The organism is Paracoccus sulfuroxidans, from assembly GCF_007830335.1.
Lineage (GTDB): Bacteria > Pseudomonadota > Alphaproteobacteria > Rhodobacterales > Rhodobacteraceae > Paracoccus > Paracoccus sulfuroxidans.
Window position 1 is genome coordinate 1 of record NZ_VLKU01000016.1, and the last position, 24,978, is coordinate 24,978.

Consider the following 24,978-nt stretch of genomic DNA (forward strand, 5'->3'; position numbering starts at 1 on the left):
GACGCCACGGCCAAATTCGTGAACACCGACGGCGCCGAGATCGGCAGCGCCAGCCTGACGCAAACCGCAGCGGGCGTGCTGATCAAGGCCGAGATCGGAGATCTTCCGCCCGACAGTTGGGTGGCCTTCCATATCCATGAAACCGGCACCTGCGATCCCGCGACCAAACATGACTCGGCGGGCGGCCATTTCAATCCGACCGGGGTCGAGCACGGCTATCTGTCCAAAACTGGGCCCCACGCTGGTGACATGCCCAATCAGCGCGTCGATGCGACCGGCATGGCCCGGTTCGAGGTCTTCAACCCGTCGGTGACCCTGACCGAGGGAGACAAGAGCATCACATCCCGTGCTTTGATGATCCACGCCAAGGCCGACGACTACTCCAGCCAGCCCTCCGGAGCGGCCGGCGATCGTCTGGCCTGTGCGGTCATCGAGTAACGCCTCGCCAGCATCGTTACACAGGCCAGCATGAACCATCGGCGCTCCGAGCGGTTTATCCTCATATGCTTTCCAGAGGAATAACGACATGGAGCGCCTGTTCACCCGCGTCGCTGGTCGGATCGCCTATTGGGCCGGTTCACCCATCGCATTCGCGCTTTGCATTGTCTTCGTCCTGATTTGGCTTGTCAGCGGCCCTGTCTTCGGCTTCTCCGACAGCTGGCAGCTCATCATCAACACCTCGACAACGATCATCACCTTCATGATTGTCTTTCTTGTCCAGAATACCCAAAATCGCGATATTGAACCGCGCCGGGTTTGCCGGAGGCTCCATGTGTGGATGCCCCGATTCATGCAAGGGTAAATTCGTGCCGCCGAGCATGTGATCGGGTGTTCGATCTGTTCGAGGTAGATCTGGCCGAGATCGCGAACCAACTGCGGCATTGCGACATCGGGTGCCTCTAGTGCTTGCGCCAGAGATTTCAGGTGAGCTGGGCCTTGCGGCACAACGAGACCGTGCTCTGCGAGGTGGCCGCGCAGCGCATTGATCAATTGCGTTCTTTGGCGCACGAGCAGATCGCGGGTCCGGAAGACCATGGAGCACGCCTGCTGTTGCTCGGTCTTCACTGCGACGAAGCGCATTGTCGGCCGAGAACCTGCTTCGGCAATGGCTTCCGCGTCCGCCGTATCGTTCTTGTGCCGCTTCACATATGGCTTGACGTAGCTAGTTGGAACGAGGCGTATGTCGTGGCCGAACTGCTGGATCGCGCGACCCCAGTCATGAGCGCTGGCGCATGCCTCCATAACACCGGAGGCCGCCATGCGTCATGATCCCGCCAGCGGCGCCGTCATTATCATGCTTCGCAGCCTCAAGATGCATGGCATGGCGCAGGCCGTGACCGATTTGATCGAGCAAGGCGCGCCTGCATTCGAAGCGGCAGTCCCGATCCTAACCCAGCTGTTGAAGGCGGAGATGGCCGAACGAGAGGTTCGGTCGATTGCCTATCATATGAAAGCGGCACGCTTTCCGGCCTACAGCCGCGGCCGCGCATCCTGGACGCTCTTTTCAACCTGACCTTTCTCCCAGCCTGCGGCTGGATTACAGAATTCCGGCTCGAAGACATAGTGATTGGCCATGGCGAGGAAGCGCATGTTGACCTGACGCTCCTTGCCGCGACCGACACGATTCACCGCGGACCTCATGTTGTCGTAGATGCCGCGCTCTGGAACGCCGCCGAAAACGCGAAAGCCGTGCCAATGATCATCAAACAGCATCTCGTGAGTCTGCAGCAGATAGGCGCGCACCAGGAAAGCCCGGCTGAGCGACAGCTTGATACGGGCGACTTGCAGTTTGGTGCGTTCTCCGCCCAGCACCGCGTAATCCTCACTCCAATCAAACTGGAAGGCCTCGCCAGGGCGGAAGGCCAAGGGCACGAATGTGCTGCGGCCCGTGGTCTGCTTCTCACGCTGGCGATCAGCTCGCCAATCCCGGGCAAAGGCAGCCACGCGATTATAGGAACCGGTTTAACCGAGCGCGGCCAGATCGGCGTGCAACTGCTTCAAGTTCCGGCGCTGCTTGCGCGACTTCGTCGTCTCGGTCTTCAGCCAGGCCGCGAGCTTCTCCGCGAACGGATCGAGTTTGCTCGGACGTTCCGGCAGCGAGAACTTCGGCTCGATCGTGCCCGCGTTCAGATACTTCTTGATGGTGTTGCGCGACAGGCCCGTCCGTCGGGCAATCTCGCGGATCGGCAGCTTCTCACGCAGCGCCATCGGGCGGATGACATTCAAAAGTCCCATGTGGATCACTCCGTTGCTCCCCGTCGCTCGTCACGTTGGGGAAGGGTCACATGGGTCAAATCTCAATGGAAATTACGCGCCAACCCGGGTCAGTTCTGGGTGGAAATCAACAGCGCATGGAAAATATCCGCCAATCATGATTCGTCCATATAAGTTGTTGCGAATGAGATCGGGCAGATGCAGAGTTAGGCTCGCAGCCGGAATTCTGGAGTGCTGGCTTTGGAATCGTCGCAAGCTTGTTTGTAACCGGCATTCCATCCGTTGGAGTAAGCATCCCGCACAACCTGACTGCCAATGGCATGCTCTCGCGCTCTATCGCAATCAGCAAGGAACGTCTTGTATGTGGCATGATCTATATAGGTTTTGCGAATAAGAAAAATTGCCGCCGCAATAATCAGACCCGCTGACAGTCCTATCATGACCTGCATTACAACTCCTGCGATTCTAGATTAAAGTCACTTCATCTATAGCGATAATGGCGATTTTTTCCCAACTAGGACGTGTTGACAAAAGGGATTCCCCTGACCGAGGCACTGTGATTCAAGCTTATCTCTACTTGGGAGATGAGGTTGGCACGCAACCTGATATCCGATGATGAGTGGGCCTTTTTCGAGGAGTTCATTAGCGCCGTTCGACACCAGAATGGGCGCAAGCCATCCAATCATCGCCTTGTTCTAGATGGGATTTTCTGGATAACGCGAACAGGCGCGCCGTGGCGAGATCTGCCTGAAGAGTTCGGCAAGTGGTCCTCGGTCTATCGCCAGTTCCGGCGCTGGACCCTGGCCGGACTTTGGGAGGATATACTGGACGCGCTGAACCACGCGGGGATTGCGCCAGACAAACTGCAGATGGTCGACAGCACCGTGATCCGTGCCCATCATCATGCGGCGGGCGCAAAAGGGGGACTCCGAAAGAGGCTTTTGGCCGTTCAAGAGGTGGGTTCTCGACCAAGATCCACCTCCGCGTCAATGGCGCTGGCCTCCCGATGAGGACCGAGATCACGCCCGGGCAGGATTCCGATTACACAGGCTATGATCTGGTGATGGCCGACAACCTGCCGCAGCCCGCCGTTCTGGTCGCCGACAGAGGCTATGACTCTGATAAAATTCGGGAAGATATCGAGAGCCGCAGCGCCGTGCCGATGATACCGATGCGCAAAAACCGAAAGGTTCGAAAGGTCGTCGACATGACCATCTACACGCTACGCAACATGGTCGAGCGGTGCTTCAACAAGCTCAAGAACAGCCGCAGGCTGGCAACTCGCTACGACAAGACCGCAGACAGCTTCCTCGGATTCATAGACATTGCCTGCATCAGGCTATGGATCCGCCATTTGTCAACATGACCTACCGCGCGAATCCCGATCCGTGGAATTATCTGGCCAGCGCCTACGAGGCCGACAAATACCGCGCCACAATAGCCGCCCTTCCCCAGCATCAATTTCGATCCTGTCTCGAGATTGGTTGCTCGATCGGTGTGCTGACGGAAATGCTTTCGACGCGAGCCGATCATGTGACTGGCGTCGATTTAAGCGAAGAGGCCCTGAGCAGCGCACGCAGCAGGCTTTCCGCAGTTGCCCGTGTCCAACTGCACGGCCTGACCATTCCTGCGCAATGGCCACAGGGGCGATGGGATCTCGTGGTTCTTTCAGAGGTTGCTTACTATCTTTCCGCGGATGAGATCGCATCGCTCAGCACGCGGATTGCCGAAAGCACCTATCCTAAGGCCTGGTGCCTTCTGGTGAATTGGACCGGCGAAACACAGACGATCTGGCACGGCCCTGACGCCGCGAGGGCTCTGATTGATGGGCTGTGTGAACTGCGCCAGATCTCACATCTTGAACGGATTCAGCATCCGCAATTCGTCATTGATCTGGTGGCGTTGAGTTAGCTGACGGTCTTTTTCGAAGACCATCTCCTGACTCTCGCGCATATAGGCGCGGGCGAACATCATTCGGCTGTGGCAAAGGCGGAGATGGGCGACCTTCACCGTGACGGTCACGCCCGAGATCAGCACGACCTCATGGCTCCAGTCGAACTGGTAGGCCTCGCCTGGAGCATAATAGAGCGGCACATAGGCCTCGACCGTCACCGCCCCACGGGCCTGTGACCAGGTTCGCGCAAACCGGCGCACGGCATCGTATCCGCCCTCATATCCGATGTAATTCCTCGAAGATGCGGATCAGCGTCAGCCGCTCGCGAGAGGTCTTCGACGCATTCGAGGACAGAAACTGTTCCAGCTGCCCCTGCCATGGCCCGATCCGGGGCAACGGCTGGCGGCTGCGCTCATAGCTGAAATCCGTCTCGTCCGACCGCAGGATCTTCCGCACCGTGTTCCGCGACACGTGCAGCTCCCGAACGATCTTCTTCACCGACCAGCCATGAACATAGAAGGCTCACCGGACCCGCGCGATCGTATCCACCCGCTTCATCTCCCCTCCGCTCGCTTATCCTCCAGCGAACGGTCTGGCAAAACATCAGGGGGGTCAAAATTGGGTGCCGATACCCCCCTCTAAGGGGTCAAGATTGCACGCCGAAACACACACCGTTGGATGCATTATGATATGGAACTATCTTATCAGTTGTACCATAACAGCTTTTGCCGCTGAAAAATGGGAAATTTGCCGTGGAAAAGCTCGAAGACCGGCCGCTAAAAAATTTTGGCAAACAACGGCCACCCTCCACTCAGAAGACCTCCACCGCTACCAGAACATGCCTGCTGGTTCTAGGCATGCATCGTTCCGGCACCAGTGCTCTTACCAGAACATTAAACCTCTTGGGTTACAGCTTGCCCGAAAAGCTAATTGGGGCGGCAGAGGGTAATGATGCCGGGCATTGGGAGCCCGAAAATATTGTCCTATTCAACGATCAGTTACTTAGCGATATGGGCTCTACTTGGCACGATTTTCGTAGTCTGTCGCCCTCTCGCTTGGGACCTGTAGCCCTCCAGAACGCCGATCTGCAACTGCGCGATCTGTTGCAAAGAGAATTTGGTGATGCGCCACACATAATACTTAAAGATCCGCGGATCTGTAGGCTGGCACCATTCTATATACAAGCCCTAGAGCATTTACATTGCCGCATAGTGCCACTGATCGCGTTTCGCAACCCTGCGGAAGTCATGCGTTCATTACAACGTCGGCGCAGCAACTGGCCTACCGGACTTGGCGATTCCGTTGCAGCATTGATGTGGCTGCGACATGTTCTGGATGCAGAGGTTGCGAGCCGTAACATGCCACGCAGCTTCATCAACTACGCCATGCTTACAAAGGACTGGCAGAGTGAGATCCAACGTATCGCCAATCAAGGAAGTTTCGACTTTCCCGAGCCTGTGATCGAGTCAGCCCCACTAATCGGGGAGTTTTTACGTCCTGACCTCAACCATGAACGGATCAAGGAACACGATATCTCTGGTCAGCCAGCTCTGCGAGGCTGGTGCATGAGAGCACATGATGCGTTGAAGCGGCTTGTAATCGATCCGCATTCCGAGTCGGCTATGGCCGTGCTCGATATAATCCGACGCGATTTTGACGCTGCAGAGCTCCCACTTTCGGACATGGCCAATGGCGACGCAGTTCGGATCAACTTGCTTCAGGAAGAGATAGCACGCGCCCAGTATGAAAGCTGCAACTGGCAGGAGCGCGAACAGGCGGCAAGACAAAGGATTGAGGGGCAGGACACGCAGATAGGCGAGCTGAACACAGAGCTGCGCCGCCTTGAAGCTGATCAGCAAGTGCTCACGCAAAGCTTGAATGACGCGCGCGAGCGCGAACAGGCGGCAACGCAACGGATTGAGGGGCAGGACACGCAGATAGGCGAGCTGAACGCAGAGCTGCGCCGCCTTGAAACTGATCAGCAAGTGCTCACGCAAAGCTTGAATGACGCGCGCGAGCGCGAACAGGCGGCAACGCAACGGATTGAGGGGCAGGACACGCAGATAGGCGAGCTGAACACAGAGCTGCGCCGCCTTGAAACTGATCAGCAAGTGCTCACGCAAAGCTTGAATGACGCGCGCGAGCGCGAACAGGCAGCAAAACAGCAAATTGAGGAGCAACTTTCACAGATATTGGAGATGACGCTAAGCTTGACCGACGCGCAGGAGATGTTGGGTTGGCACGAGCGTAAACTCGCAGAAATGAATGAGCTGCTGCACAACCGCAATCTCGACTACGACAAACTGCAGCTGATCTCCCAACTTCGTGTTGATCAGATCTATAAGACACGCTCTTGGCGGGTAACAGCACCAATGCGGCAGGTCTCCACTAAATTGCGCAATATTCGCATTGCGGTGAATACCTTCCAAAGCGCCAGCCGCAACCTCGGAGGACCACTGGCGGCTGCCTCTGCGACGACGCGCATTTTGGTTAAGGAAGGTCCTAGAGGTATTGGCCGCCGCCTGAGTCGACACCGATATATTGCTCATCTAGACGCGCAAGGTGTCAACAAATCATCTGCGCATCAATGCTATATTGCTGCTACTCCTCATGTAATGAGTCTGGCGCAACTGATGGCTCGGGTTCTGCGCGAGGAAGGTTTCTTGGTAAGCGTAGGAACCGATCTTGATGGCGCAGATGGTGCAACGCATGTTTTCGTCATCTGCCCACAGATGTTCGATAATATCCCAGAACATTATATCGCCGTCCAGATGGAGCAATCGGTCAGTTCTCGCTGGTTCACCGAGGCATATTTTGACAGCCTAAATCGCGCCCGTGCAATTATCGATTATTCGATGACAAACCTTGACTATCTCGGCCGTCACGATCTGCCACTGTACAAGCTTCATTACATACCGCTGGACGTTGATCGAAACCTACTACCGTCGGACGAAGCACCTCGCCAAGGAATTTTGTTTTACGGCGACGATAAATGCCCACGTCGGCAAAGAATTCTGTCTGCCGTGGCCGATGCGTATCCGCAATTACGTATCGTCAACAATCTCTTCGGCGAAGAAATAGATCAGGAACTCAAGCGCGCTGCGGTGGTGCTAAACGTGCATTACTACGAAGGTTCTCTTCTGGAGACGACGCGGATCTATCAAGCGCTAAGTCATGGCACGCCCGTGGTCTCCGAAGTTTCCGCCGATCAGGACGAACATGCAGTGCTCCATGGCATCGTAGAGTTTGCCCCGGTAGACGATACTGACAGAATCATCGAGTTGTTGCGGCCCTATATCGACAATGACATCCATGCCATCGCGCAGCGCGAGCGAATTCGCTCCTTCACGGCCCGAGATGACAACCGTTTCGAGATGTTCTTCCGTCGCTTCTTGTTGGCGCAAAACATGGTAGGATACGATGTTATGAGCACGCGCGCGCCCAATTATCCGATATCGGTCCCCGAGCCCGCGCATTTGTGCCTTAGCCTACCGGAAACGCCCCGCAGGCGAGCGCTGTTTGCCGGTCAGATGCAGCCCGGTTTCACGATCTGGGATGGTTTGAAGGCTACGCCAGGATGGATCGGCGCGGCTATGAGCTATCGCCACATGTTTAAGCGAATCGTGGCGTCTGGTACACAGCGAGCCATCATATGTGAGGATGACGTACTATTTCCCACAGATTACAATCAGCGTATGGCTGTTGTGGAACGCTATCTAGAACATCACGAATGGGACCTGTTCTCGGGCTTTATTGCCGATGCACATGATGACATTGTGGTGTCTGCCGTTGTAGACTTCGAAGGTGTACGCTTCGTGCATGTCAACCGAGCCGTCAGCATGGTGTTCAACATCTATAATCGCGGCATCATGGAATATCTGGCTGAGTGGGACCCAACCGACAAGGACGTGGATCGCAACACTATTGACCGCTACCTTGAACGGCGGGAGGACACGAAGGTCATTTTGACGCTCCCATTCCTGGTCGGGCACCGTCCCGACACTACTTCGACCATCTGGGGTTTCGATAACACGCAATACGACGCAGTTATCGAGAAAAGTGAACTTCTCCTGACAGAGAAAGTAGAGGAATTCCTACGCAAAACTAGAAGCGGATCATAAATAACCTCAGGGACGCAATCCGTCGTCTACCAAGAAAGAAGAAAAATGAAGAAAGCAATAATTCACATTGGAGTTCACAAAACCGGAACCACAAGCATTCAGAACTGGCTGTGGAATAATCGCTCGGTTTTGTCGTCATCATTTGGATGGGAATACCCAAAAGAATTCTCAATTAATAATGCCCACCACGCAATACCATGGTCCGTGATACCTCAATTTGAAGACAACCCTATATCACGCCCCCATCGGACATCAATAGATGCTATTAAAGCGCGTGTGCAGAAAAAAAGCCAGGTCATTATAAGCTCAGAGCCTTTCTGCATGGCAGACGACAGTGAGGCCGATATCATTCGTGATATTTTTGATGGCTTTGATACTACCGTTGTGATGTATGTTCGACGCCAAGATAAACTCATTCAATCCGAATACGTGCAAAGGGTTAAGCAGGAAGTTTTTCCTCTTACCGAGCCTTTCTCAGGATTTTCGGCACTATGGAGATCTCGCGTTCCGTCGCTTGATTTCTTTCATTTGTACAAGCGTTGGTCGCAGCGCTTCGAAAGGGTTGTTGTAAAGGATTTCGATGCAGCAGTTTGCACAGGTATAATTAAAAGTTTTCTTGAGATTATTGGAGCCGAGAGCGCGGCTCCAGACCGCGAGGTGGCAGAAAATATATCGCTAAATTATCACTACATAGCAGCACTTAGAGAGGCAAATATTATTGATTCTTTCTCGCCAGGCGCTCGAATTGAGCTGGAGAAAAAAATGTCAAACATGAAGTTTCCGCAAGGAAAGCTTTCGTTCTTCAAGGGCGCAACAGCTCAACGATATATGGATCAGTTTATTTCCGGGAACGAAAAATTAACTCTTGATCTCAATACCAAATTTCTAGGGTTCGACGATAAATTCCCTTATGTACTACCTCACGAATACGTTGAAACGGACGTTAGCCGGTACATAGATTGGTTTCAAAGAGTTTTAGTGCCGCGATGGTAATTAAATATTAAACTATTGGAGCATCTTATATATCCTCAATGTGAAAGGCTATCTTAGAATTGAAAGTTTGCGTTTTCCCGGATGCACTTAGTACAGCGAAGTCCGCAGCCATTCATATATCTGATTTAATCAGGGATAGCACTATCCGCGTTCTCGGCTTGGCAACAGGGCGATCTCCGATTGAGCCCAAATCCTCCAATGCAAAATCGCCGGTGAAGCCTCCTGCGGAGCGACAAATCGGTTTTTCATTGAGAATCAACACAGTCCGAATTACAACCTAAACGGTATTTCGCAGGGAGTTCGCATCCGTCAAGGATGTGCGCATGTATCCCCTTGCCCCAAGGACAGGAGAGCTATTTGCGCATTTACCTGATCGCACCAGCGCCGGAGTTCGAAGAAAACGGCGTCCATGTCGACCGGGTTCTGCAGACCAATCCTCCGGCGACGATGATTGCCTCTGCCGCCATTGTGACCGTAGCCGGGCTGCTGGGTGAGGGGTTTGACCTTCGGCTGTGTGATGAGGTCATCGACGCGCTTGATTTCGACGACCCGGCAGAGGTCATCTGCATCAGCATGAACGTCTCTCAGGTCCGGCGCGGACTTCAGATCGCGGCGCAGTTCCGCGCGGCGGGCAAAACAATCATCATCGGCGGCCCGCATGTCTCGCTTGCCCCCGAGCTTTTCGCGGGCGTCGCCGATTGCATGGTCGAGGGCGAGTTCGAACCGGTCGCAAATGCGCTTGTCGCCGATCTACAGGCCGGACAACTGAAGGCGCATTACAAGGGCGGCAAGGCGGATCTGGCGCAGGCGGTGATGCCGCGTTGGGACCTTTACAGCAATGAGCGCGCGCTTCTGGGCACGGTGCAGACCAGCCGTGGCTGCCCGTTCGAATGCAGCTTTTGCGATGTGATTGCCTATCTGGGCCGCGCGCAGCGCCACAAGCCACCCGAACTGGTGGTGACGGAACTGCAAAACCTCTATGGGCACGGCTATCGTTCGGTGTTTCTGTCGGATGACAATTTCACGGTCTATCGCAAGCGCACCCGCGCGCTGCTTGAAGCCATCATCGCCTGGAACGGACGGGAGGGACGATCGCCCGTCGCCCTGACGACGCAGCTGTCGATCGACGTCACGCGCGATCCCGAGCTGCTGGAGCTTTGCAATCAGGCCGGGTTGCGCAATGCCTTCGTGGGCGTCGAGACCGACAGCGAAACGGCGCTGGCGGCGGTGCAGAAACGCCAGAACCTTCGGCAGAACCGCGTCGAGCAGATCAGCAACATCGTCTCAGCGGGGATTGCGGTGGAAGCCGGTCTGATGGTGGGCTTTGACAGCGACGATCTGGGCTGTTTCGAACGGCAGTTCGATTTTGCCATGGCGCTGCCCGTGCCGGTGACGCGGGTGTCTGTTCTGTCGGCCCCCGTCGCCACGCCGCTTTACGCGCAACTGAAAGCCGAGGGACGTCTGCTGCCGCAGCAGGACCTGAACGCCGGGCTTCTCGGCATGGCGATGACGAATTTCTATCCGGCGAAAATGTCGCGCGAACAGCTGGCCGAGGGCGCGCGCTGGCTGATGCAGGAACTGCTGCTGCCAGACAATATCATCAGGCGCCTGACCCATATGGCGCGGCTTCTGAAGCCCGCACCCCTGCATCTGCAGGGTCTGGCTCAGGACGGTCGCGTTGCGGTCGACAAGGATTTCTCGCTTCGGCTGATGCGGCTCGTCAATCGCACCCCCGGGGGACGGCAAATCCTTGAGGCCTCGGTCGCGCTGTCCTCGGCCCGCCCCGAGATCGCCCGCGACATTGCGCGCGCGCTGTTCGGGGTCCTGCCACCCTTCCTCTATCAAGCCTCGAAACGCCCACATTCCGGGCGCGCCGCCTGAGCCATCTCAGGGCCCGATTGCAAACCTCGGGCGGACAAGTTTTCGACGATCAAGAATGGACGCGCCCGATGGCCACACCCGACAAACACAGCCTTGTTGAATTCCTGCGCGCCGAGGTGGCCAAACGCACGGACACCGATCCGAGCAAGGTGACGGAACGCTCCGATCTTGTCGATCTGCGCCTGTCCTCCAGCGAGGCCGTGCTGCTTTGCTGCGATATCGAGGACGAATTCAGGATCGAGTTCGAGCCATCACTGGTTTTCTCGACAGGCACGCTTGGCGAGTTCGCTGACGCCATCATCTCTGCCCAGGCGGCGTGAAGCCGTACCCTTTCATGAACGCGCGACGGCTTGCGGCCCTGAAGATGCTTGCGACCTCCTGGCCGGGATCGGTCGAGGGGGGGCAGGGGCTTGTCCATATGATCAACCCCTCGGGTCACAGGCCGCCGCTGATCTGGGTCTTCAACGCCGAAACCGAGTTCCGGGCGCTTTCCGAGACGCTTGGACCTGACCAGCCCGTCATCGGCCTGAGGTCCCTTAATCTCATCGTGCCGTATTCCGACATGCGCGTCCGGGATCAGGATGAACTGGGACGACATTACGGGGAGATCCTGTCACCGATCCTGTCGGGCCGCCCCTGCTTTGTCGGGGGCAACTGCCAGGCCGCACATATTTCCTGCGCCATCGCCGCGCATTTCCTGACGCAAGCGCAGCCTGTTCTGGGCCTTCTGTCGATTGATGCGGAAAACCTGCTGCCGCTGCCCATTCCCTATGCCGCGATCTTCGGTGAGTTCAGCCAAGAGTTTAATCCCTGCCTGAAAGGGGCCAATCTTTTCCCGCTCTGGCATCGCGCGTTCCGGGAAGTCAGCCCCAGAACGCTGCCCGCCGGGCATGGCGAGTATTTCACCGCGCCCTCGCTGTCGGTTCTGGCGGCGCATGTTTCCAGCTTCATCGACCACTACCACGGCAGGCTTGTTCAGCCGCAGGCTTCGCGTGGACAGCACGCCCTCTGTAGCAAGGTTTCCCTGCCGCCGCAGATGCGGACAGGCGAGAGCGTTTTCGTCTCGCACCCAGACGGAGTCCGTGTGCCCGGTGATATTCTGGCGCGCTGGCATGATCATCAAAACCCAAGCCTGATCATGCGCGCCCATCCTGTTCGCGGCGACACCACAGGTGCAGGTGGCTTTGATCTTCTTGCGCCCGACACTCCGGGCGCTTGGGAGCTGCAGCTGTTCCGCTGCCAGATCGGCATCGGCCCAGTCCACTGGGCTGCGGACATTCGTCAATCCCGGCTTATTCAGATCGACCCGGCTTAGGTAATGCAGGCCCGCACGCGGTCCAGATCAGGGCAGCGCGGAACCTCATAAACGTGCCTTACCCTGATCAAAGCCTACCCGAACTGCAATGCCACGATCACGGCATGCGCCCACATCACCCTCCCCGATTGCAGGTCATCCGATCAGCGCCGTTTCCGCCAAATTCGGCCAGCATAAGTAGCTTCAGCCCAATCCAGATCGCGATGCAGAAAAAATGATCACGGGATCCGGCCCAATAGCGCAGTGAAGTCCCGGCGCGTCCGGCTTTTTTCGCCGCGTAGTTGTACCCTAACCGGCCCCGAGGCGTTAGAACTGAACTTGAAAGTGTTAAGGGGTAGATGATGGCGACGATCAACGGCACCAGCGGCAACGATACTCTGAGCGGAACGGCGGGGGCGGACACGTTCTTCGGAAGGGGCGGCAATGACGTGATGAACGGTCTTGCTGGCAATGACAGGTTCTACAACGCGCCCAATGGATTTCTGGATACCGGCCGGTCGACCATCCGGGGTGGCGAAGGCAACGACCGAATCGAGGCCGATGGCGGGAATGACGTCTACGATGGCGGCGCCGGCGTTGACACTGTGGATTTCTCCGATTTCAATGGCGATGTGACCAGAACCGTCGTGGATCTGCGCATCACCGTGGCTCAGGATACCGGCTGGGGTCTGGACAGACTCTCCGGGATTGAGAACCTGACCGCCTCCTATAATGCCATCAATGTCTGGTTAGGCGGAAACGAGTTTGCGAACCGGCTGACCAGCCTCGGCGACGGGTCGGACAGCCTCTATGGTTTTGCTGGCAACGACACGCTGGAAGGCGCTTCCGGGAATGACTATCTGCATGGTGGCAATGGCAATGACAGCCTGATTGCCGAAGGCACGGGCAATCGCCTCTATGGCGGGGCCGGAGATGATTTCATCCGGGTCTATACGCCTTCCCGAGGCAATGTGATCGACGGTGGATTGGGCACGGACACATTGTACTACTACGAGTTCAACGGTGTGATTGACCTCAATCAGCCCGCCGCAGGCGCGGAAACCATCAGGGGGATCGAGATCTTCGAGTTTTCCCGGGGCGCCTCGACCATCCGTGGGACCGCTGCGGCTGAACGCTTCGAGACTGACGGGGTCGCGCTGGTCCTCGATGGCGGCGCTGGCAATAACCATTTTGAGGACTATGGCTCGACCGGTCGTATCATCGCCGGGCTGGGTAATGATACCTTTGATCTCTCGAACAGCTTGCTGAACGTCTATGGCGGAGAGGGCAACGATACGATCGATATGACCTGGGTCAACGGCACGGATCAGGTCGTAAGCGGCGGTGCCGGTGACGATTTTCTGGATCTGACCTGGGCCGGATACGGCGGTGCGACCGGCCAGAGTTTCCATGGCGGCGCCGGCAACGACACGATCCATTCCTCTGCAGCCTATTCGGCCATCGCCATTGTCGGGGGCGAGGGCAACGATTCCATCCGCGTCGGCCGGTCGCAGGATCAGGTACGGGCCTCGGGCGGTGACGGGAACGACTACATTTCTGTCGAGGTGATCACCTCCAGCCAGCCCACCTCGTCCGTGATCGACGGTGGCGCGGGAAATGACACCATTCTGGCCGTGTCCGGAGACTTTGGCTCAACCTCTGGCGTCGGCGCTGAACTGCGCGGCGGGCTGGGCAATGATTCCATCACAGGCACGAATTTCCGCGACACGCTGAACGGCGGCGACGGGAACGACACGCTGATCGGCGGGGCCGGTGGTGATCTGCATATCGGCGGCGCGGGCATCGACTATGTCAGCTATGCGGGATACGATGCCGTGACCGTCAGCATGCTGAACTCCTCGCATTCGACAGGCATCGCCCTTGGGGACCAGTTCACCGATGTCGAAGGGCTCATCGGCTCGTCGGGTAACGATACGTTCATCGCGAATTCCCAGAACAACATACTGCTGGGCATGAATGGCAACGATCACCTGATGGCAGGTGCCGGGGCTGACACTCTGGACGGAGGCTCGGGCCGCGACACGCTGGATGGCGGCGCCGGATTCGATGTCGTCACCTACATGTCCGCTTCGATCGGTGTGACCGTGAATATGGGAAGCAGCAGTTCCGGATACGGGGATGCACGGGGTGATCAGTATATCAGCATCGAGTCGATCATCAGCACGCGCTTTGTCGACCAGCTTTATGGCGATACGGCGGACAACCGGCTGAACGGCATGGGGGGCAATGACCTTGTCGCGGGCGGGGCTGGCAATGACGTGCTGATCGGAGAGGCCGGAAACGACCAACTGGATGGTGGGCTGGGCAACGATCTGCTGCAGGGCGGGGCCGGTAACGACACGCTGGCCGGAGGCGTCGGGGCGGACACGCTGGACGGCGGCGCGGGACAGGACGTCGTCACCTATGCGGCCGCCATCGTGGGGCTGAGGATCAATATGGGCACGCCCGCTCAATCGACCTTCATGGCCAATGGCGACCGCTTCATCGGGGTCGAGAGCATTCAGGCCACGCGCTTTAACGACCAGGTCTATGGCGATACGGGGGACAACCACCTCTATGGCATGGGCGGCAACGACCTGCTGGCAGGCGGCGCGGGCATGGACTGGCTGATCGGTGGGGCTGGCAATGACGTGCTCCAAGGCGGGCTCGGAGACGACAATTTCGTCTTCGGGCGGGGCTTCAACCGCGATACGGTCAGCGATTTTCAGGACAATTTCGACACGATCCGCCTGCAGGGCTTTGCCGGGGTCACCAACTTTGCCCAGGCCCGCAGCCATGCCACGCAACAGGGGCAGGATGTAGTCTTCGACTTCGGGAATGGCGACGTTCTGACGGTGCGCAACACCACCATCGGCGCGCTGGCCGACGATCTGGTCTTTGCCTGATCTGCGATCCTATTCAAAGGCTTGCTCTGCCACGGCGGGGCAAGCCCTCAAGAACCCCGCTCAGCTTCCGGTCAGCGCGCTGGTCAGGTTCGGCGTGACCCGCGTGGCCGAGGCCGCCGCCGGATCGCGATACGAGCGGCTGCCGCTCATGATGCCCTGCACCACGCCGTCGCAATAGCGGCCCTTGGCCCCGCGCGATCCCTCTGCCACCCCCTGCCGCGCCGCATCCGCCATACATTGCGAGCGGACGACCTGCCGCAGGTTCGGGTCGTCCAGCATGGCCGTGCGCACCTTCGCGAAATGCTGCTGCTGGGCTTGCGCGGGCGGCACCATCTTCTTCTGCACATCCTCGCAACCGGCCAGCGATCCGACCGCCGCCAGCGAAATCATCGCCATTAGAAACCGCGCCATGCGCATTCCCCCCTTAACGTCAAAACATGGGGAAAGCTTGCGACCGGAATGCGGACAAATCAAGCAATTATCCGCGCAGAACTGGCGCCGCCCGGCGCCAGTGACGTGACATTTTTTGCCGCCCCTCAGCCCCCCAGCTGGCTGTATTCCAGCATCATATAGCGGGCGGGCTTGTTCTTCTTCTCATTGCCTTCATCGCTCATCAGCAACAGGCGCGGCTGGCCATCCACGACAATCGAGTCGATGGATTCGACGTTGTTGAGGTTGATGATATCGGGCAGCGCAATCGGCTCGGGCGGGACCGAGGGCTCGCCCGACCAGGACCAGAGCTGCGAATAGCGGTTTCCCTCATGACCCTCGATCTCGTTGACGATCAGGAAACTGCCCAGCACCGGATCATAGCTGAGCGCGCGGATGCCGCCGCCCTTCAGATCCAGCAGGATGGGCCGGCCAAAGCGCGGCGCGGCGGTGCCGTCGAAGACCTCGCCCGGGTTGGTGATCGCCAGCGCGATGGACATGTCCCCCGCCATCGGCTCTCGCAGGCCAACCAGCAGGTGCCTCGCCTCGCGGTAATAGGACAGGCCCTCGATGTTCAGCTTTTCGAAATCGACCTCCTCGCCGCTGAGTTCGCGGATCGCCGCCTTCAGATCATCGGCGGCCATCAGGTCATCGCGCAGCTTGGTATAGCTGGCGATCTGGCCCGCCGCGTTCCCTTCGATGCGGAAGCGCAGCATCTGTTCGCGGTCGGGGCGGCGCTCTCCGTCATTGTTCATCGAATGCGAGGTGGTCGCATAGACGTTGTTCGCATCATCGATCGACAGCCCCTCCAGATCGCTGAGCTTGCGGCCAAAGGCGCGGGTGATCTTCAGATCGGTCGAGGCGTTTTCGACCAGCCTGCCATCCTCGGCCAGGGACATGATGCTTATGGCGCGCGAGGCCTCGTCCTCGACCACCAGAATGCGGCCATCGGCCAGCTGCTGCACAGCAGAGGGTTCATAGATATCCTCGAACTCGGCGATCCCCAGGTTCTGCAGCCGGGGCGCACCGCTGCCGCCGACGCCCGGGAACAGGCCGATGAAGGATTTCACGCTGAGAAACGCGATGACCGAGGCCAGAAGCCCCCAGCGAAAGACCGTATAGGAGACATCCAGAAAGCGGAATTTCCGGTCCGCGACCTGACCCAGCCAGTAAATCTGGTCGGTCATCTGGTGATAGATCTCATCGCGGTCGCGCAGCAGCTCCTGCATGCGTTCCCAGTTTTCATCGCGCGTCAGCCGGACCCGGTGCTCATAGATCAGCAGGTTGATCGGCTCGCCCTCGGGAGCATCGTGGCGACGGTCCAGATAGTCGCGCAGGTCGCGCAGCCGCGCCTGACGGCGAAAGACCGCGACCGCCCATTCGCGCAGCGCGGTGAAGACCCCTGCCCGCTCTGGCGATGCCGCCAGCAGCGCGAAGATGATCGAGGCGGCGGCGGTCATCATGAACACCCCCGCAGGCAGCAGGAAGGCCGCCGTCTGGGCAAAGATGAACGCGCCCGAGATCATCAGCGCCGAGATGATCAGCCCGTTCAACGAGATCATGATATTGGCCTTGGTAGCCGCCAGCGCGATCAAATCCAGCTCGGCCCGCGTGGCGTTGCGAAACATCGTCTCGACCGCTTTCGAGGAGCCAAGCTGCTTCTCTTTCGGCGGGAGCGCGGTTGCATCCTCGGGGATGCCTTCGACCACAGGGTCACTGCCCGCCGCCGGGCCTTTTGCTGTCTTCCGGGCCATCGCACTTCCCCTTTCGCTTGTTCATGAAGGGAGTACGACACAGGCGCGGCGATATTCCATGAAGCCGGGCGTTTCGGCCTGCACTCGGCAGAACATCGCCGGGAGCGGGTGTGTGCGCCTCGCCAAATCCGCGCCCTGCCCCGCCGAGCCATCAGGCCAGCGGCATGCTTTTGTTTATAGTATTAAATATTACCATTATCGTACTATTGCGTTATCACTTTCTCGGATACTCGCTCCGCGATCCGGGTGAACCACCACTTCCGGAGCCATTTCATAGGATGTTTTAAAATGTTTACATGGACTTATTCCGAAACCGTGACGACTCCGGCCAGTGCCGACCAGATCTGGGCGCGTTGGGCCGATGCCGCGAACTGGCCCGATTGGGACAGCGAAGTCGAATGGGTTCGCCTGAACGGCCCCTTTGTCGAGGGCACGACCGGCAAGATGAAGCCCTCGGGCGGGCCGGAGGTCGCCTTTGAACTGACCGAGGTGACCCCGAATGTCAGTTTTACCGATACGGCGCGGCTGCCTTTGACCAAGATGGTATTCACCCATGAATATCTGCCGCAAGAGGATGGGGCGCGGGCGCAGATCCGGCATTCGGTCACCCTGACCGGCCTTCTGGCCCCCCTCTTCGGCAAGGTGATCGGGACCAAGATCAAGGCCCATCTGGCGGGGGCGATGGAAATGCTTTCCTCCCGGGCAATGGCCGAACCCGGCCGCATCAGCGAGACGACCTAGAGAAGGCATGTGAAGGTGTGATGACAGACGAAAACAACATAAACACGGAGTACCCGAGCCCGATGGACAGTCCCGGTTTCCGGTTTTGGCAGACCTTCCTGAACTGGCAGCGCCGGATTGACGTCGTGCTGGCGCCCTATGATCTGACGCAGCCCAGTTTCAGCCTTCTGGCGATCTCGGCCTGGCTCTCGGATGAAAGTCACAAGGCGACCCAGCAGCGCGCCGTGCGGCAGAAGATCATCGTCGAGATGTCGCGGCTGTCCAAGATGCAGGTCTCGCAACTGTTGCAGCGGCTCAGCAACAGCGGGCTGGTGACGGTCGAGCCCTATGAGCTGGACCGCCGCGAGCGCCTGATCGAGCTGACCGAAAAGGGCTGGTCCATCCTGCGCAAGACCATCGTGCTGGTCGAGGCCACCGACCGCGAGTTTCTGTCGAATGTCCGCATCGACTGAGGATCGGAGGGCCCGCGCCTAGCCTGTCTCGGCCGAGTAAGCCTCGCGCGGCTGGTTCATCCAGGTCAGGACCATGTCCCCCTGCCAGACGAACCCGCCGCGCAGCACCATGCCTTGCGGAAACCCCGGACCCAGATCCCCCGTCAGCCGCATCCGCCAGCGCCCCCGCGCGCGGGCAGGCATCGGCAGAAGTGCGGCGCAATCGAAGGGCAGGCGCCGCCCGATCCACGGAAAAATCGCTTTATAGGCGCATTCCTTGGCCGAGAAGATCACGCTCAGCAGCGCGGCCTGCTGCTCCTCCGGCACGGGCGCGATCCATTGCGCCTCCTCCTCGGTCAGCACGCGTTTTGCGACGGCCCGCTGCGACGTCGGGCGCAGCAGCGCCTCCAGATCGACGCCAAGCAGGCGGTTGTCCGGCCCCGCGATACAGGCGACCGAGGTGCCGCTATGGCTGATCGCCCCCGCGCGGCCCTTGGGCCAGATCGGCTCCTGCATCTGCCCTCGGCCCAGCTCCTCGATCCCGAAGGCCGCGCGGCACAGCTGGCGCCCGGCCAGAAACTCGGCCTGCCGCTTCGGATGCGCCTGCGAGAGGTTCGCGCGCGCCAACTGGCCCGCATCATCATCGCACAGATTCTGCGGCGAGAACTGGCTGCGGACCAGCCGCACCCCGCCCGCCAGTCGCCATTGCCGGGGCGTGCCGATCAGAAGGGGCGTGGTTTCGGTCATGAGACCCTCCGCCAATCACCCGTGGAGGGCAAAGGGGATGACCAGCGCTATAGAATCGCCCTGCATATCCGGGGTAAAACGCGGCATCTGTGGCAGCGCCATGACGCCTCGGCGTAGGCTTTCATCAACTTCCTCAGAGCCGCTGCTGGTCCGAATTGAGACAGCTTTGATCTGACCGTCCGAGGCAATCTCAACCGTCAGGGCGGCAACGCCCTTTGCCCTGCCCGTTCCTGCCAGCCTGTTCGTCATGAATGAATTGACCGCATTCGCGTTCACCCGAAGCTGCACGGCCCGGATCCATTCCTTTTCATTCCTGGGTTCGGCAGTTCCCGACCAGCTTTTCTGCTGAGCGAAACTCGCGGCGGGCAGCAGCACCGGCAAAGAGAGACACAGGCTTAGAAAGATCGTGCGCAACATCGGGCAGCCTCGGCAATATCACAGGTCTTCTGTTCTTCGAGACCGCCGCCCCCGTCAACGCCAAATGCGCCGCTCGCATGGCCGTTGGCCAGGGCAGGCCGAACACAGTCCTTTGACGGCAGCGCCCACCCCGGTTGACGTGGCAAAGCCCGTCCCCTATGTGCAGCCGCAAGGTTCCGGCACCTGCCGCCTGCGGCGCAAGCCACGGTGAAGCCCGGATCGACACGACATCTCACCCTCGAAGCATTTCGCGCGGTGGGCAATGCAGGCACCCATGACAGCTTGAAATGCCACACATGAGGAGTGGGCGATGTCTGTGCGGCACGCTGATCACAACCACCCTTTTCTGACCGCCCCTGTCGGGCGGCTGTTTCCGTCGAATGCCCTTCCCATGGCCGTGGTCATGTCGATGGGCGGCGTTCTCAATGTCGTCGACGGGATTTTCGTCGGCCATTTCATCGGGTCGGACGCGCTGGCCGCCGTGAGCCTTGCCTTTCCGGTGGCCATGGTGCTTTCGGCGCTGACGACCCTTGCGGGCGGCGGCATGTCCAGCCTGATGGCACGCCATCTGGGCGCTGGAGATCGCACCGCCGCCGGGCGCATCTTTGCCCAGAAGCATGGGCTGGCGCTGGCGATGTACGCCGGGCTTGTGGCGCTATGGGCGGTGGTCGGCCCTGCGCTGGTCAACTCGATGGCCGCAGGCAATCCCGAGGTCGCCGGACTGGCGCAGGATTATCTGCGCATCCTGATCCTTGGCGCGCCGGTTCAGATGATGCTTGGCATCCATGCCGACGCCCTGCGCAATGAGGGACGCGCCGGCCTGATCGCCGCGCTTTCGCTGCTGGTCAACCTGTTCAATATTGGCGCGAACTGGCTGGGGATCGTGGTGCTGGGCCTTGGGATCTCCGGCTCGGCGCTTGGCACGGTTGCGGCCCAGACACTCGGCCTTGCGCTGGTGGTCGGCCTGCGGGCGCGCAGCGGCACGCTGTTGCCGCTGTCCACCCTTGGTGCGCAAAGCTGGTGGGGGTCGTGGTCGCGGATCGTCCGGCTGGGCCTGCCGCTGTGCCTCAGCTTCATCGGCATCGCCATGGTCGCCAGCATCGTGATCCTGTCCCTGCAGCACGCAGCCGGGGCGGAATATGACGCCCTGGTGGCCGCTTACGGCGTCGTGACGCGGCTTCTGGGCTTTGCCTTCCTGCCGCAGATGGCCCTTGCGCTCGCGACGCAAAGCATTGCCGGAAACAATGCCGGAGCGGGCAGGACCGACCGCGTCCGGGCCACCTTGTCGCTGGCGATGGGGGTGGCGTTCCTCTGGTGCCTGTCGGTCACGCTGGTCGGAGCCTTTGCGGGGGCCACGCTTGGCCGCTGGTTCAGCGATGATCCTGCCGTGATCGCCGCCATTGCCGCCATCCTGCGGCCGATGCTGCTGCTCTATGCGGCCTCGGGCCCGATCCTTGTGCTGGCGCTTTACTATCAGGCGCTTGGCCAACCGGGTCGGACGGCGGCGCTGACGCTGGTGAAGCCCTGGCTTCTGACGCCCCTGCTGATTCTGACGATTTCCGCCGTCATCGGCAAGTCGGGCATCTGGCTGGCCTTTCCGATCGCGGATACGATCATTCTGGGCCTTGCTGCAATGATCGGGCGCGATGCCCTGCGCCGCGCTGACCCGCAGGCCGTCACCATGGAGGAACGCGCATGACCCTTGATGAGGCAAAGGCGCAGGCCAAGGCCCTGCGCGCGGCACTTCTGGCGCAGGGAACCGCGATCAGCCATGCGCAGGCGCTGGAGCTGATCGCCCGGCAGCAGGGCGCGAGGGATTGGAACACGCTCCACGCCCGGCTGGCGCAGCGCAATGCCCCCGCCGAGCTGGCGCTGAACGACAGGGTGCGCGGCCGCTATCTTGGCCAGCCGTTCACCGGGCAGATCATCGGCCTGTCCGGCCCGGCCAGCCACCGGCAGATCTCGATCCGCTTTGACAGGCCGGTCGATGTGGTCAGGTTCAAAAGCTTCTCGAACCTGCGCCACCAGATCCGCGCCACGATTGACGAACATGGCCGCTCACACCGCCACACCTCGGATGGCGAGCCGCAGTTGATCGTGGAAGCTGACAAGGACTCCGCGCGTTAGCGACGGGTTTCTGGGGCAAGGTGGACGGCTGCGATCAGGCGGCCACCCTGCCCGCCTCAGGGCTGCTTGCGCCGAAAAATCAACGCGGCCGAGATCAGGTAATTGATCACCGAAGCGATCAGGATGGCCACAGCCAAAGCCAGCGGCAGCGCCAGACCCATGCGGCTGAACAGCTCCAGCAGGCCCGCACGCAGCAGAAAGACGATCAGGCTCCAGCCCATGAAGACCAGATAGCGGCGCATCTGGCCCGGCTGACCGGCAGCGGCGAAAGTCACATGTTCATGCCAGAAGAACACCGCCGTCGCGCTGATCAGCATGGCCAACCCCAAAGCGACCGAGGGCGACAGCCCCGCCAGCCGCACCGCCGCCAGCGTCACGCCATAGTCGACCAGTGCCCCAAGGGCGGCCCCACCGGCAAAAACGCCGTATTTCTTTACGGAAAAGCGCAAGATGACCTTCTTTGCGGATGGGCGCGGACCTCTTCATCGCATGGCGCGGCGGCAAAAGGAATTGCCGATCCGCGTGCGGGTGTCAGCGCCCCCGCCGCGCCAGATGATCGTTCAGCCGCCGGGTCAGATCGCTGACAAGCTGGTTGAGTTCGATCATCCGCGCCGCCCCAAGCCCCAGCGTCGCCTGCAGTTTCTGCGTCAGACAGGCCGAATCGCTGCGCAGCGCCCTGCCCTTCGGCGTCGCCTCGACCAGTACCTGCCGCTCATCGGTCGTGGACCGGCGGCGCGCGACGAAACCGGCGGCCTCCAGCCGCTTCACCGCAGGCGTGACGGTGCTGGGCTCAAGGTTCAGACGCTCGGCAATGGCGCCGACGGTCTGCTCTTCCCCCTCCCACAGGGTGCTGAGCACCAGATATTGCGTATAGGTCACGCCCATCTGATCCAGCAGCGGCTTGTAGAGACGCTGGATCGCCAGCGAGGCGGAATAGATCGCGTAGCAAAGCTGGCCGTCCAGCGGGATCGTGGGTGTGTCTGTCATGATGGGCTCATCGCTGCGTTGTATTTCATTATCGCGATAAAAAATATCATTACAAGGAGTGCCGGAAAGAGTAGCGATTTAATTATTGCAATAATCATTATCTAGGTAAGGAAATCGAAATGCTGAAATCCCTGATTGCTTCCTCCGCCATCGTCTTTGCTGCTGCCGTGCTGGGTGGCGCCTCTGCCGAGCCTGCCGGTGCCAGAAACATCGTCCTTGTCCATGGCGCCTGGGTCGATGGCTCGGGCTGGCAAGGCGTCTATGACCAGCTGAAAAGCAAGGGTTACAACGTCACCATCGTCCAGCATCCGACCGCTTCGCTGGACGAGGACGTCGCCTATGTCCGCCGGGCGCTGGCGCTGCAGGACGGGCCGACGGTGCTGGTCGGCCATTCCTATGGCGGCGTGATCCTGTCGCAGGTCGGCAATGACCCCAAGGTCAAATCGCTGGTCTATGTCACCGCCTTTGCGCCGGACGCAGGTGAATCGGTCCTCGACCTGATTGCGGATCTGCCCGAAGGCGTGCCGGTTCCGCCGATCCTGCCGCCGAGGCGAAAGTCACGGAACCGGCCTGGAAGGCCAAGCCCAGCTACTATCTGATCGCCCGCGACGACCAGATGCTGAACGAGCCGCTGCAGCGTCGCATGGCCGAGCGTGCGGGCATGACCATCGCGGAAAGCGCGGGCAGCCATGCGGTCTATGTCTCGCATCCGAAAGAGGTCGCGGATCTGATCGAGACGGCGGCTTCGGCCAAGTGATCTGAGGCGACGGGCCTTCCCTTCCATGATAATCCGGGTCGTCCCTGTCGGGGCGGCCTTTCTCTTTGGGGTGTTGGCGCGCCCTGCCCCAAGTTCCGGTTCTGCGGGAAAGTTGACGGCTGTCAACTCGGCCTGCCTTCCGCCCGGATCAGTGCCATGACCATCGGTCCGGCCGAGAATCCGCCCTCCGCAGCCTTGCCCGTCAACGCCCGCAAATAGCCACCCGGGTTCGAGATCGCCCGGGCACGTTGCAGAATGCAGGCCAGAACCACGGCCGCCGTTTCTCGTCCCATCACGGATGCTGCCTGATGCCAGGCCTCCAGCGTGATCCCCAGCATGGGTCGGATGAAATCGGCGGCTCGAACCAGATCAGTCCAGTTCCGGATCTCCTCTGGCGCAAAGTCGCAGATTTCGGGCGTGGCCTTCAGGACGACACTCAAGGGCAATGCCGGCGCGGCGGCTTTCTGATTGTCTTGGCAAGATTCAGATTCAGAAGAGTCTGGTTTTGAATTCTGTTGGTGCCGCTCATTTTGACCGTCATTGGCGATCATTTCGGGCGTTTCTACGGCGACGAGATCCTTGGCGCGGGCCAGAAGTGTACGCGCTTTTTGAGCTAGAACCGACAGCTCATCGGCTTGCAATTTGCGGCGCAGATGGCGCTGCATCAGGGCCAGGAGGTCCGACAGCTCATCCCAATTCGCCTGAACCTCATTCCGGCCCCAGGCGATCAGCTTGGCGGTGTCGCGCAGGTGCAGCACGACGGTCTCGCGGGACAGGCGCAGCTCCAGCTCGCGCTGGCGTGCCTCAGTGGCGGCCTCGGCGATTTCCGCGCCGCGCATCAGAAGCGGCCGCAGGTCAAAGCCGAAAGCGCGCTGCAGGCCTGAGGGGCCGCGCCTTGCGTAGCGTTTGCCGTTGGGGCTGTCGCGGCGCAGGATCAACCCGGCGCGCACGAGCGCAGCCAGATGGCGGCGCAGCGTGCTTTCCGCCATGCCATGCGCGCGGTCCGAGAGCGAGGCATTCGACGGAAAGACGATTAGCCCGCCGTCATCACTGAGGTCTTTGCGGGGGTGAAAGCTCAGCAGCGCCGACAGAACGCCCAGATCGCGGTCGCTGACCCCGAAGGCGGCGCGCGCCGTGGTCAGATCGCGCAGCAAGGCCCATTTGTCCAAAGCGGTCTGCGGGGCAGGGCGCTCGGCCAGCGCATGGGTTGCCAGCAGACCAGCCGTCACCGGCTGCCGCCCGAAGGGCGTCATTGAGATGTGTCGCATCATATTGTCACGCGGGC

21 protein-coding genes and 6 pseudogenes are annotated in these 24,978 nt (G+C 59.8%); 16 read left to right on the forward strand and 11 right to left on the reverse strand.

Annotated elements, in window-relative coordinates:
* Both IQ24_RS18830 and IQ24_RS20620 read left to right on the forward strand, forming a co-directional pair.
* Positions 1 to 438 (forward strand): superoxide dismutase family protein (locus tag IQ24_RS18830; RefSeq protein WP_145399896.1); only part of this gene is annotated, 438 nt, incomplete at its 5' end.
* An 88-nt stretch (positions 439 to 526) separates the two neighbouring features.
* Positions 527 to 802, forward strand: coding sequence for a low affinity iron permease family protein (locus IQ24_RS20620; protein ID WP_145400005.1), 276 nt, complete (start codon positions 527 to 529; stop codon positions 800 to 802).
* A 68-nt stretch (positions 803 to 870) separates the two neighbouring features.
* On the opposite strand, the pseudogene IQ24_RS18840 reads toward IQ24_RS20620, so the two are convergent.
* Positions 871 to 1,242: pseudogene (locus tag IQ24_RS18840) on the reverse strand (IS110 family transposase); the annotation flags it as partial.
* Between the two features lie 16 nt (positions 1,243 to 1,258).
* Here IQ24_RS18840 and IQ24_RS18845 point away from each other — a divergent pair.
* Positions 1,259 to 1,474 (forward strand): annotated as a pseudogene (locus tag IQ24_RS18845) (ATP-binding protein); the annotation flags it as partial.
* Here IQ24_RS18845 and istA read toward each other — a convergent pair.
* Positions 1,474 to 2,235: pseudogene (istA, locus tag IQ24_RS18850) on the reverse strand (IS21 family transposase); the annotation flags it as partial. The pseudogenes IQ24_RS18845 and istA overlap by 1 nt on opposite strands.
* 185 nt (positions 2,236 to 2,420) lie before the next feature.
* Entirely contained in the window at positions 2,421 to 2,663 is a 243-nt protein-coding gene (locus IQ24_RS18855) for a hypothetical protein (RefSeq protein ID WP_145399898.1), read from the reverse strand.
* Positions 2,664 to 2,798: 135 nt separating this feature from the next.
* Here IQ24_RS18855 and IQ24_RS18860 point away from each other — a divergent pair.
* Together IQ24_RS18860 and IQ24_RS18865 are read left to right on the forward strand one after the other, a co-directional pair.
* Positions 2,799 to 3,580: pseudogene (locus tag IQ24_RS18860) on the forward strand (IS5 family transposase).
* Positions 3,556 to 4,125, forward strand: a complete 570-nt coding sequence (locus IQ24_RS18865; protein ID WP_145399902.1) for a class I SAM-dependent DNA methyltransferase — start codon at positions 3,556 to 3,558, stop codon at positions 4,123 to 4,125. The pseudogene IQ24_RS18860 and the gene IQ24_RS18865 overlap by 25 nt, the downstream one beginning before the upstream one ends.
* Before the next feature lie 12 nt (positions 4,126 to 4,137).
* Here IQ24_RS18865 and IQ24_RS20460 read toward each other — a convergent pair.
* Positions 4,138 to 4,606 (reverse strand): annotated as a pseudogene (locus IQ24_RS20460) (IS21 family transposase); the annotation flags it as partial.
* A 254-nt stretch (positions 4,607 to 4,860) separates the two neighbouring features.
* On the opposite strand from IQ24_RS20460, the gene IQ24_RS18875 reads away from it, so the two are divergent.
* The 6 genes from IQ24_RS18875 (at position 4,861) to IQ24_RS18900 (ending at position 15,303) form a co-directional block, all read left to right on the forward strand.
* Positions 4,861 to 8,229, forward strand: a complete 3,369-nt coding sequence (locus tag IQ24_RS18875) for a hypothetical protein (protein WP_145399903.1) — start codon at positions 4,861 to 4,863, stop codon at positions 8,227 to 8,229.
* Positions 8,230 to 8,274: 45 nt separating this feature from the next.
* Positions 8,275 to 9,222: a hypothetical protein gene (locus tag IQ24_RS18880; RefSeq protein ID WP_145399905.1), complete on the forward strand. Its 948-nt coding sequence runs from the start codon at positions 8,275 to 8,277 to the stop codon at positions 9,220 to 9,222.
* A gap of 357 nt (positions 9,223 to 9,579) precedes the next feature.
* Positions 9,580 to 11,103 (forward strand): B12-binding domain-containing radical SAM protein, encoded by a 1,524-nt coding sequence (locus tag IQ24_RS18885; protein ID WP_158637573.1) that lies wholly within the window; start codon positions 9,580 to 9,582, stop codon positions 11,101 to 11,103.
* Between the two features lie 68 nt (positions 11,104 to 11,171).
* A complete protein-coding gene (locus IQ24_RS18890) occupies positions 11,172 to 11,423 on the forward strand; it encodes an acyl carrier protein (RefSeq protein ID WP_145399908.1) in 252 nt (83 codons plus the stop codon).
* A gap of 44 nt (positions 11,424 to 11,467) precedes the next feature.
* Positions 11,468 to 12,418: a hypothetical protein gene (locus IQ24_RS18895; RefSeq protein WP_158637574.1), complete on the forward strand. Its 951-nt coding sequence runs from the start codon at positions 11,468 to 11,470 to the stop codon at positions 12,416 to 12,418.
* Between the two features lie 341 nt (positions 12,419 to 12,759).
* Entirely contained in the window at positions 12,760 to 15,303 is a 2,544-nt protein-coding gene (locus tag IQ24_RS18900; protein ID WP_158637575.1) for a calcium-binding protein, read from the forward strand.
* A gap of 60 nt (positions 15,304 to 15,363) precedes the next feature.
* Here the strand turns inward: IQ24_RS18900 and IQ24_RS18905 are convergent, their stop codons facing one another.
* On the reverse strand, positions 15,364 to 15,714 hold the full coding sequence (locus IQ24_RS18905; RefSeq protein ID WP_145399914.1) for a hypothetical protein: 351 nt from the start codon (positions 15,712 to 15,714) through the stop codon (positions 15,364 to 15,366).
* Between the two features lie 125 nt (positions 15,715 to 15,839).
* Positions 15,840 to 17,486 carry a Pycsar system effector family protein gene (locus IQ24_RS18910; protein WP_145399916.1) on the reverse strand — a complete coding sequence of 549 codons (1,647 nt, stop codon included), beginning with the start codon at positions 17,484 to 17,486 and terminating at the stop codon, positions 15,840 to 15,842.
* Positions 17,487 to 17,774: 288 nt separating this feature from the next.
* Here IQ24_RS18910 and IQ24_RS18915 point away from each other — a divergent pair, with 288 nt between their 5' ends.
* Both IQ24_RS18915 and IQ24_RS18920 read left to right on the forward strand, forming a co-directional pair.
* Entirely contained in the window at positions 17,775 to 18,227 is a 453-nt protein-coding gene (locus IQ24_RS18915) for an SRPBCC family protein (protein ID WP_145399918.1), read from the forward strand.
* Between the two features lie 62 nt (positions 18,228 to 18,289).
* The gene (locus IQ24_RS18920) at positions 18,290 to 18,679 is read left to right on the forward strand and encodes a MarR family winged helix-turn-helix transcriptional regulator (RefSeq protein WP_158637576.1); all 390 of its coding nucleotides are present in this window, start codon (positions 18,290 to 18,292) and stop codon (positions 18,677 to 18,679) included.
* 18 nt (positions 18,680 to 18,697) lie between these two features.
* Here IQ24_RS18920 and IQ24_RS18925 read toward each other — a convergent pair whose 3' ends face one another.
* Positions 18,698 to 19,405: a 4'-phosphopantetheinyl transferase family protein gene (locus IQ24_RS18925; RefSeq protein ID WP_145399922.1), complete on the reverse strand. Its 708-nt coding sequence runs from the start codon at positions 19,403 to 19,405 to the stop codon at positions 18,698 to 18,700.
* Positions 19,406 to 19,420: 15 nt separating this feature from the next.
* Entirely contained in the window at positions 19,421 to 19,822 is a 402-nt protein-coding gene (locus IQ24_RS18930; RefSeq protein WP_145399924.1) for an energy transducer TonB family protein, read from the reverse strand.
* Positions 19,823 to 20,132: 310 nt separating this feature from the next.
* On the opposite strand from IQ24_RS18930, the gene IQ24_RS18935 reads away from it, so the two are divergent.
* A complete protein-coding gene (locus tag IQ24_RS18935) occupies positions 20,133 to 21,521 on the forward strand; it encodes an MATE family efflux transporter (RefSeq protein ID WP_145399926.1) in 1,389 nt (462 codons plus the stop codon).
* Complete coding sequence (locus IQ24_RS18940) at positions 21,518 to 21,949, forward strand: glyoxalase superfamily protein (RefSeq protein ID WP_145399928.1); 432 nt, start codon at positions 21,518 to 21,520, stop codon at positions 21,947 to 21,949. The genes IQ24_RS18935 and IQ24_RS18940 overlap by 4 nt, the downstream gene beginning before the upstream one ends.
* A gap of 56 nt (positions 21,950 to 22,005) precedes the next feature.
* On the opposite strand, the gene IQ24_RS18945 is transcribed toward IQ24_RS18940, so the two are convergent.
* On the reverse strand, positions 22,006 to 22,398 hold the full coding sequence (locus IQ24_RS18945) for a GtrA family protein (protein ID WP_158637577.1): 393 nt from the start codon (positions 22,396 to 22,398) through the stop codon (positions 22,006 to 22,008).
* An 82-nt stretch (positions 22,399 to 22,480) separates the two neighbouring features.
* Positions 22,481 to 22,936 (reverse strand): MarR family winged helix-turn-helix transcriptional regulator, encoded by a 456-nt coding sequence (locus tag IQ24_RS18950; RefSeq protein ID WP_145399932.1) that lies wholly within the window; start codon positions 22,934 to 22,936, stop codon positions 22,481 to 22,483.
* 119 nt (positions 22,937 to 23,055) lie between these two features.
* Here IQ24_RS18950 and IQ24_RS18955 point away from each other — a divergent pair.
* Positions 23,056 to 23,693, forward strand: a pseudogene (locus IQ24_RS18955) (alpha/beta fold hydrolase).
* Between the two features lie 122 nt (positions 23,694 to 23,815).
* Here IQ24_RS18955 and repC read toward each other — a convergent pair.
* Complete coding sequence (gene repC, locus IQ24_RS18960) at positions 23,816 to 24,961, reverse strand: plasmid replication protein RepC (RefSeq protein WP_158637578.1); 1,146 nt, start codon at positions 24,959 to 24,961, stop codon at positions 23,816 to 23,818.
* Positions 24,962 to 24,978 lie beyond the last annotated feature (17 nt).

Excerpts from the sequence above, each read along its gene's own strand:
- IQ24_RS20620 (WP_145400005.1), top strand. The coding sequence starts at position 527 with ATGGAGCGCCTGTTCACCCGCGTCGCTGGTCGGATCGCCTATTGGGCC.
- IQ24_RS18855 (WP_145399898.1), bottom strand. The coding sequence starts at position 2,663 with ATGCAGGTCATGATAGGACTGTCAGCGGGTCTGATTATTGCGGCGGCA.
- IQ24_RS18865 (WP_145399902.1), top strand. The coding sequence starts at position 3,556 with ATGGATCCGCCATTTGTCAACATGACCTACCGCGCGAATCCCGATCCG.
- IQ24_RS18880 (WP_145399905.1), top strand. The coding sequence starts at position 8,275 with ATGAAGAAAGCAATAATTCACATTGGAGTTCACAAAACCGGAACCACA.
- IQ24_RS18890 (WP_145399908.1), top strand. The coding sequence starts at position 11,172 with ATGGCCACACCCGACAAACACAGCCTTGTTGAATTCCTGCGCGCCGAG.
- IQ24_RS18895 (WP_158637574.1), top strand. The coding sequence starts at position 11,468 with ATGCTTGCGACCTCCTGGCCGGGATCGGTCGAGGGGGGGCAGGGGCTT.
- IQ24_RS18900 (WP_158637575.1), top strand. The coding sequence starts at position 12,760 with ATGGCGACGATCAACGGCACCAGCGGCAACGATACTCTGAGCGGAACG.
- IQ24_RS18905 (WP_145399914.1), bottom strand. The coding sequence starts at position 15,714 with ATGGCGCGGTTTCTAATGGCGATGATTTCGCTGGCGGCGGTCGGATCG.
- IQ24_RS18910 (WP_145399916.1), bottom strand. The coding sequence starts at position 17,486 with ATGGCCCGGAAGACAGCAAAAGGCCCGGCGGCGGGCAGTGACCCTGTG.
- IQ24_RS18915 (WP_145399918.1), top strand. The coding sequence starts at position 17,775 with ATGTTTACATGGACTTATTCCGAAACCGTGACGACTCCGGCCAGTGCC.
- IQ24_RS18920 (WP_158637576.1), top strand. The coding sequence starts at position 18,290 with ATGGACAGTCCCGGTTTCCGGTTTTGGCAGACCTTCCTGAACTGGCAG.
- IQ24_RS18925 (WP_145399922.1), bottom strand. The coding sequence starts at position 19,405 with ATGACCGAAACCACGCCCCTTCTGATCGGCACGCCCCGGCAATGGCGA.
- IQ24_RS18930 (WP_145399924.1), bottom strand. The coding sequence starts at position 19,822 with ATGTTGCGCACGATCTTTCTAAGCCTGTGTCTCTCTTTGCCGGTGCTG.
- IQ24_RS18935 (WP_145399926.1), top strand. The coding sequence starts at position 20,133 with ATGTCTGTGCGGCACGCTGATCACAACCACCCTTTTCTGACCGCCCCT.
- IQ24_RS18940 (WP_145399928.1), top strand. The coding sequence starts at position 21,518 with ATGACCCTTGATGAGGCAAAGGCGCAGGCCAAGGCCCTGCGCGCGGCA.
- IQ24_RS18950 (WP_145399932.1), bottom strand. The coding sequence starts at position 22,936 with ATGACAGACACACCCACGATCCCGCTGGACGGCCAGCTTTGCTACGCG.
- repC (WP_158637578.1), bottom strand. The coding sequence starts at position 24,961 with ATGCGACACATCTCAATGACGCCCTTCGGGCGGCAGCCGGTGACGGCT.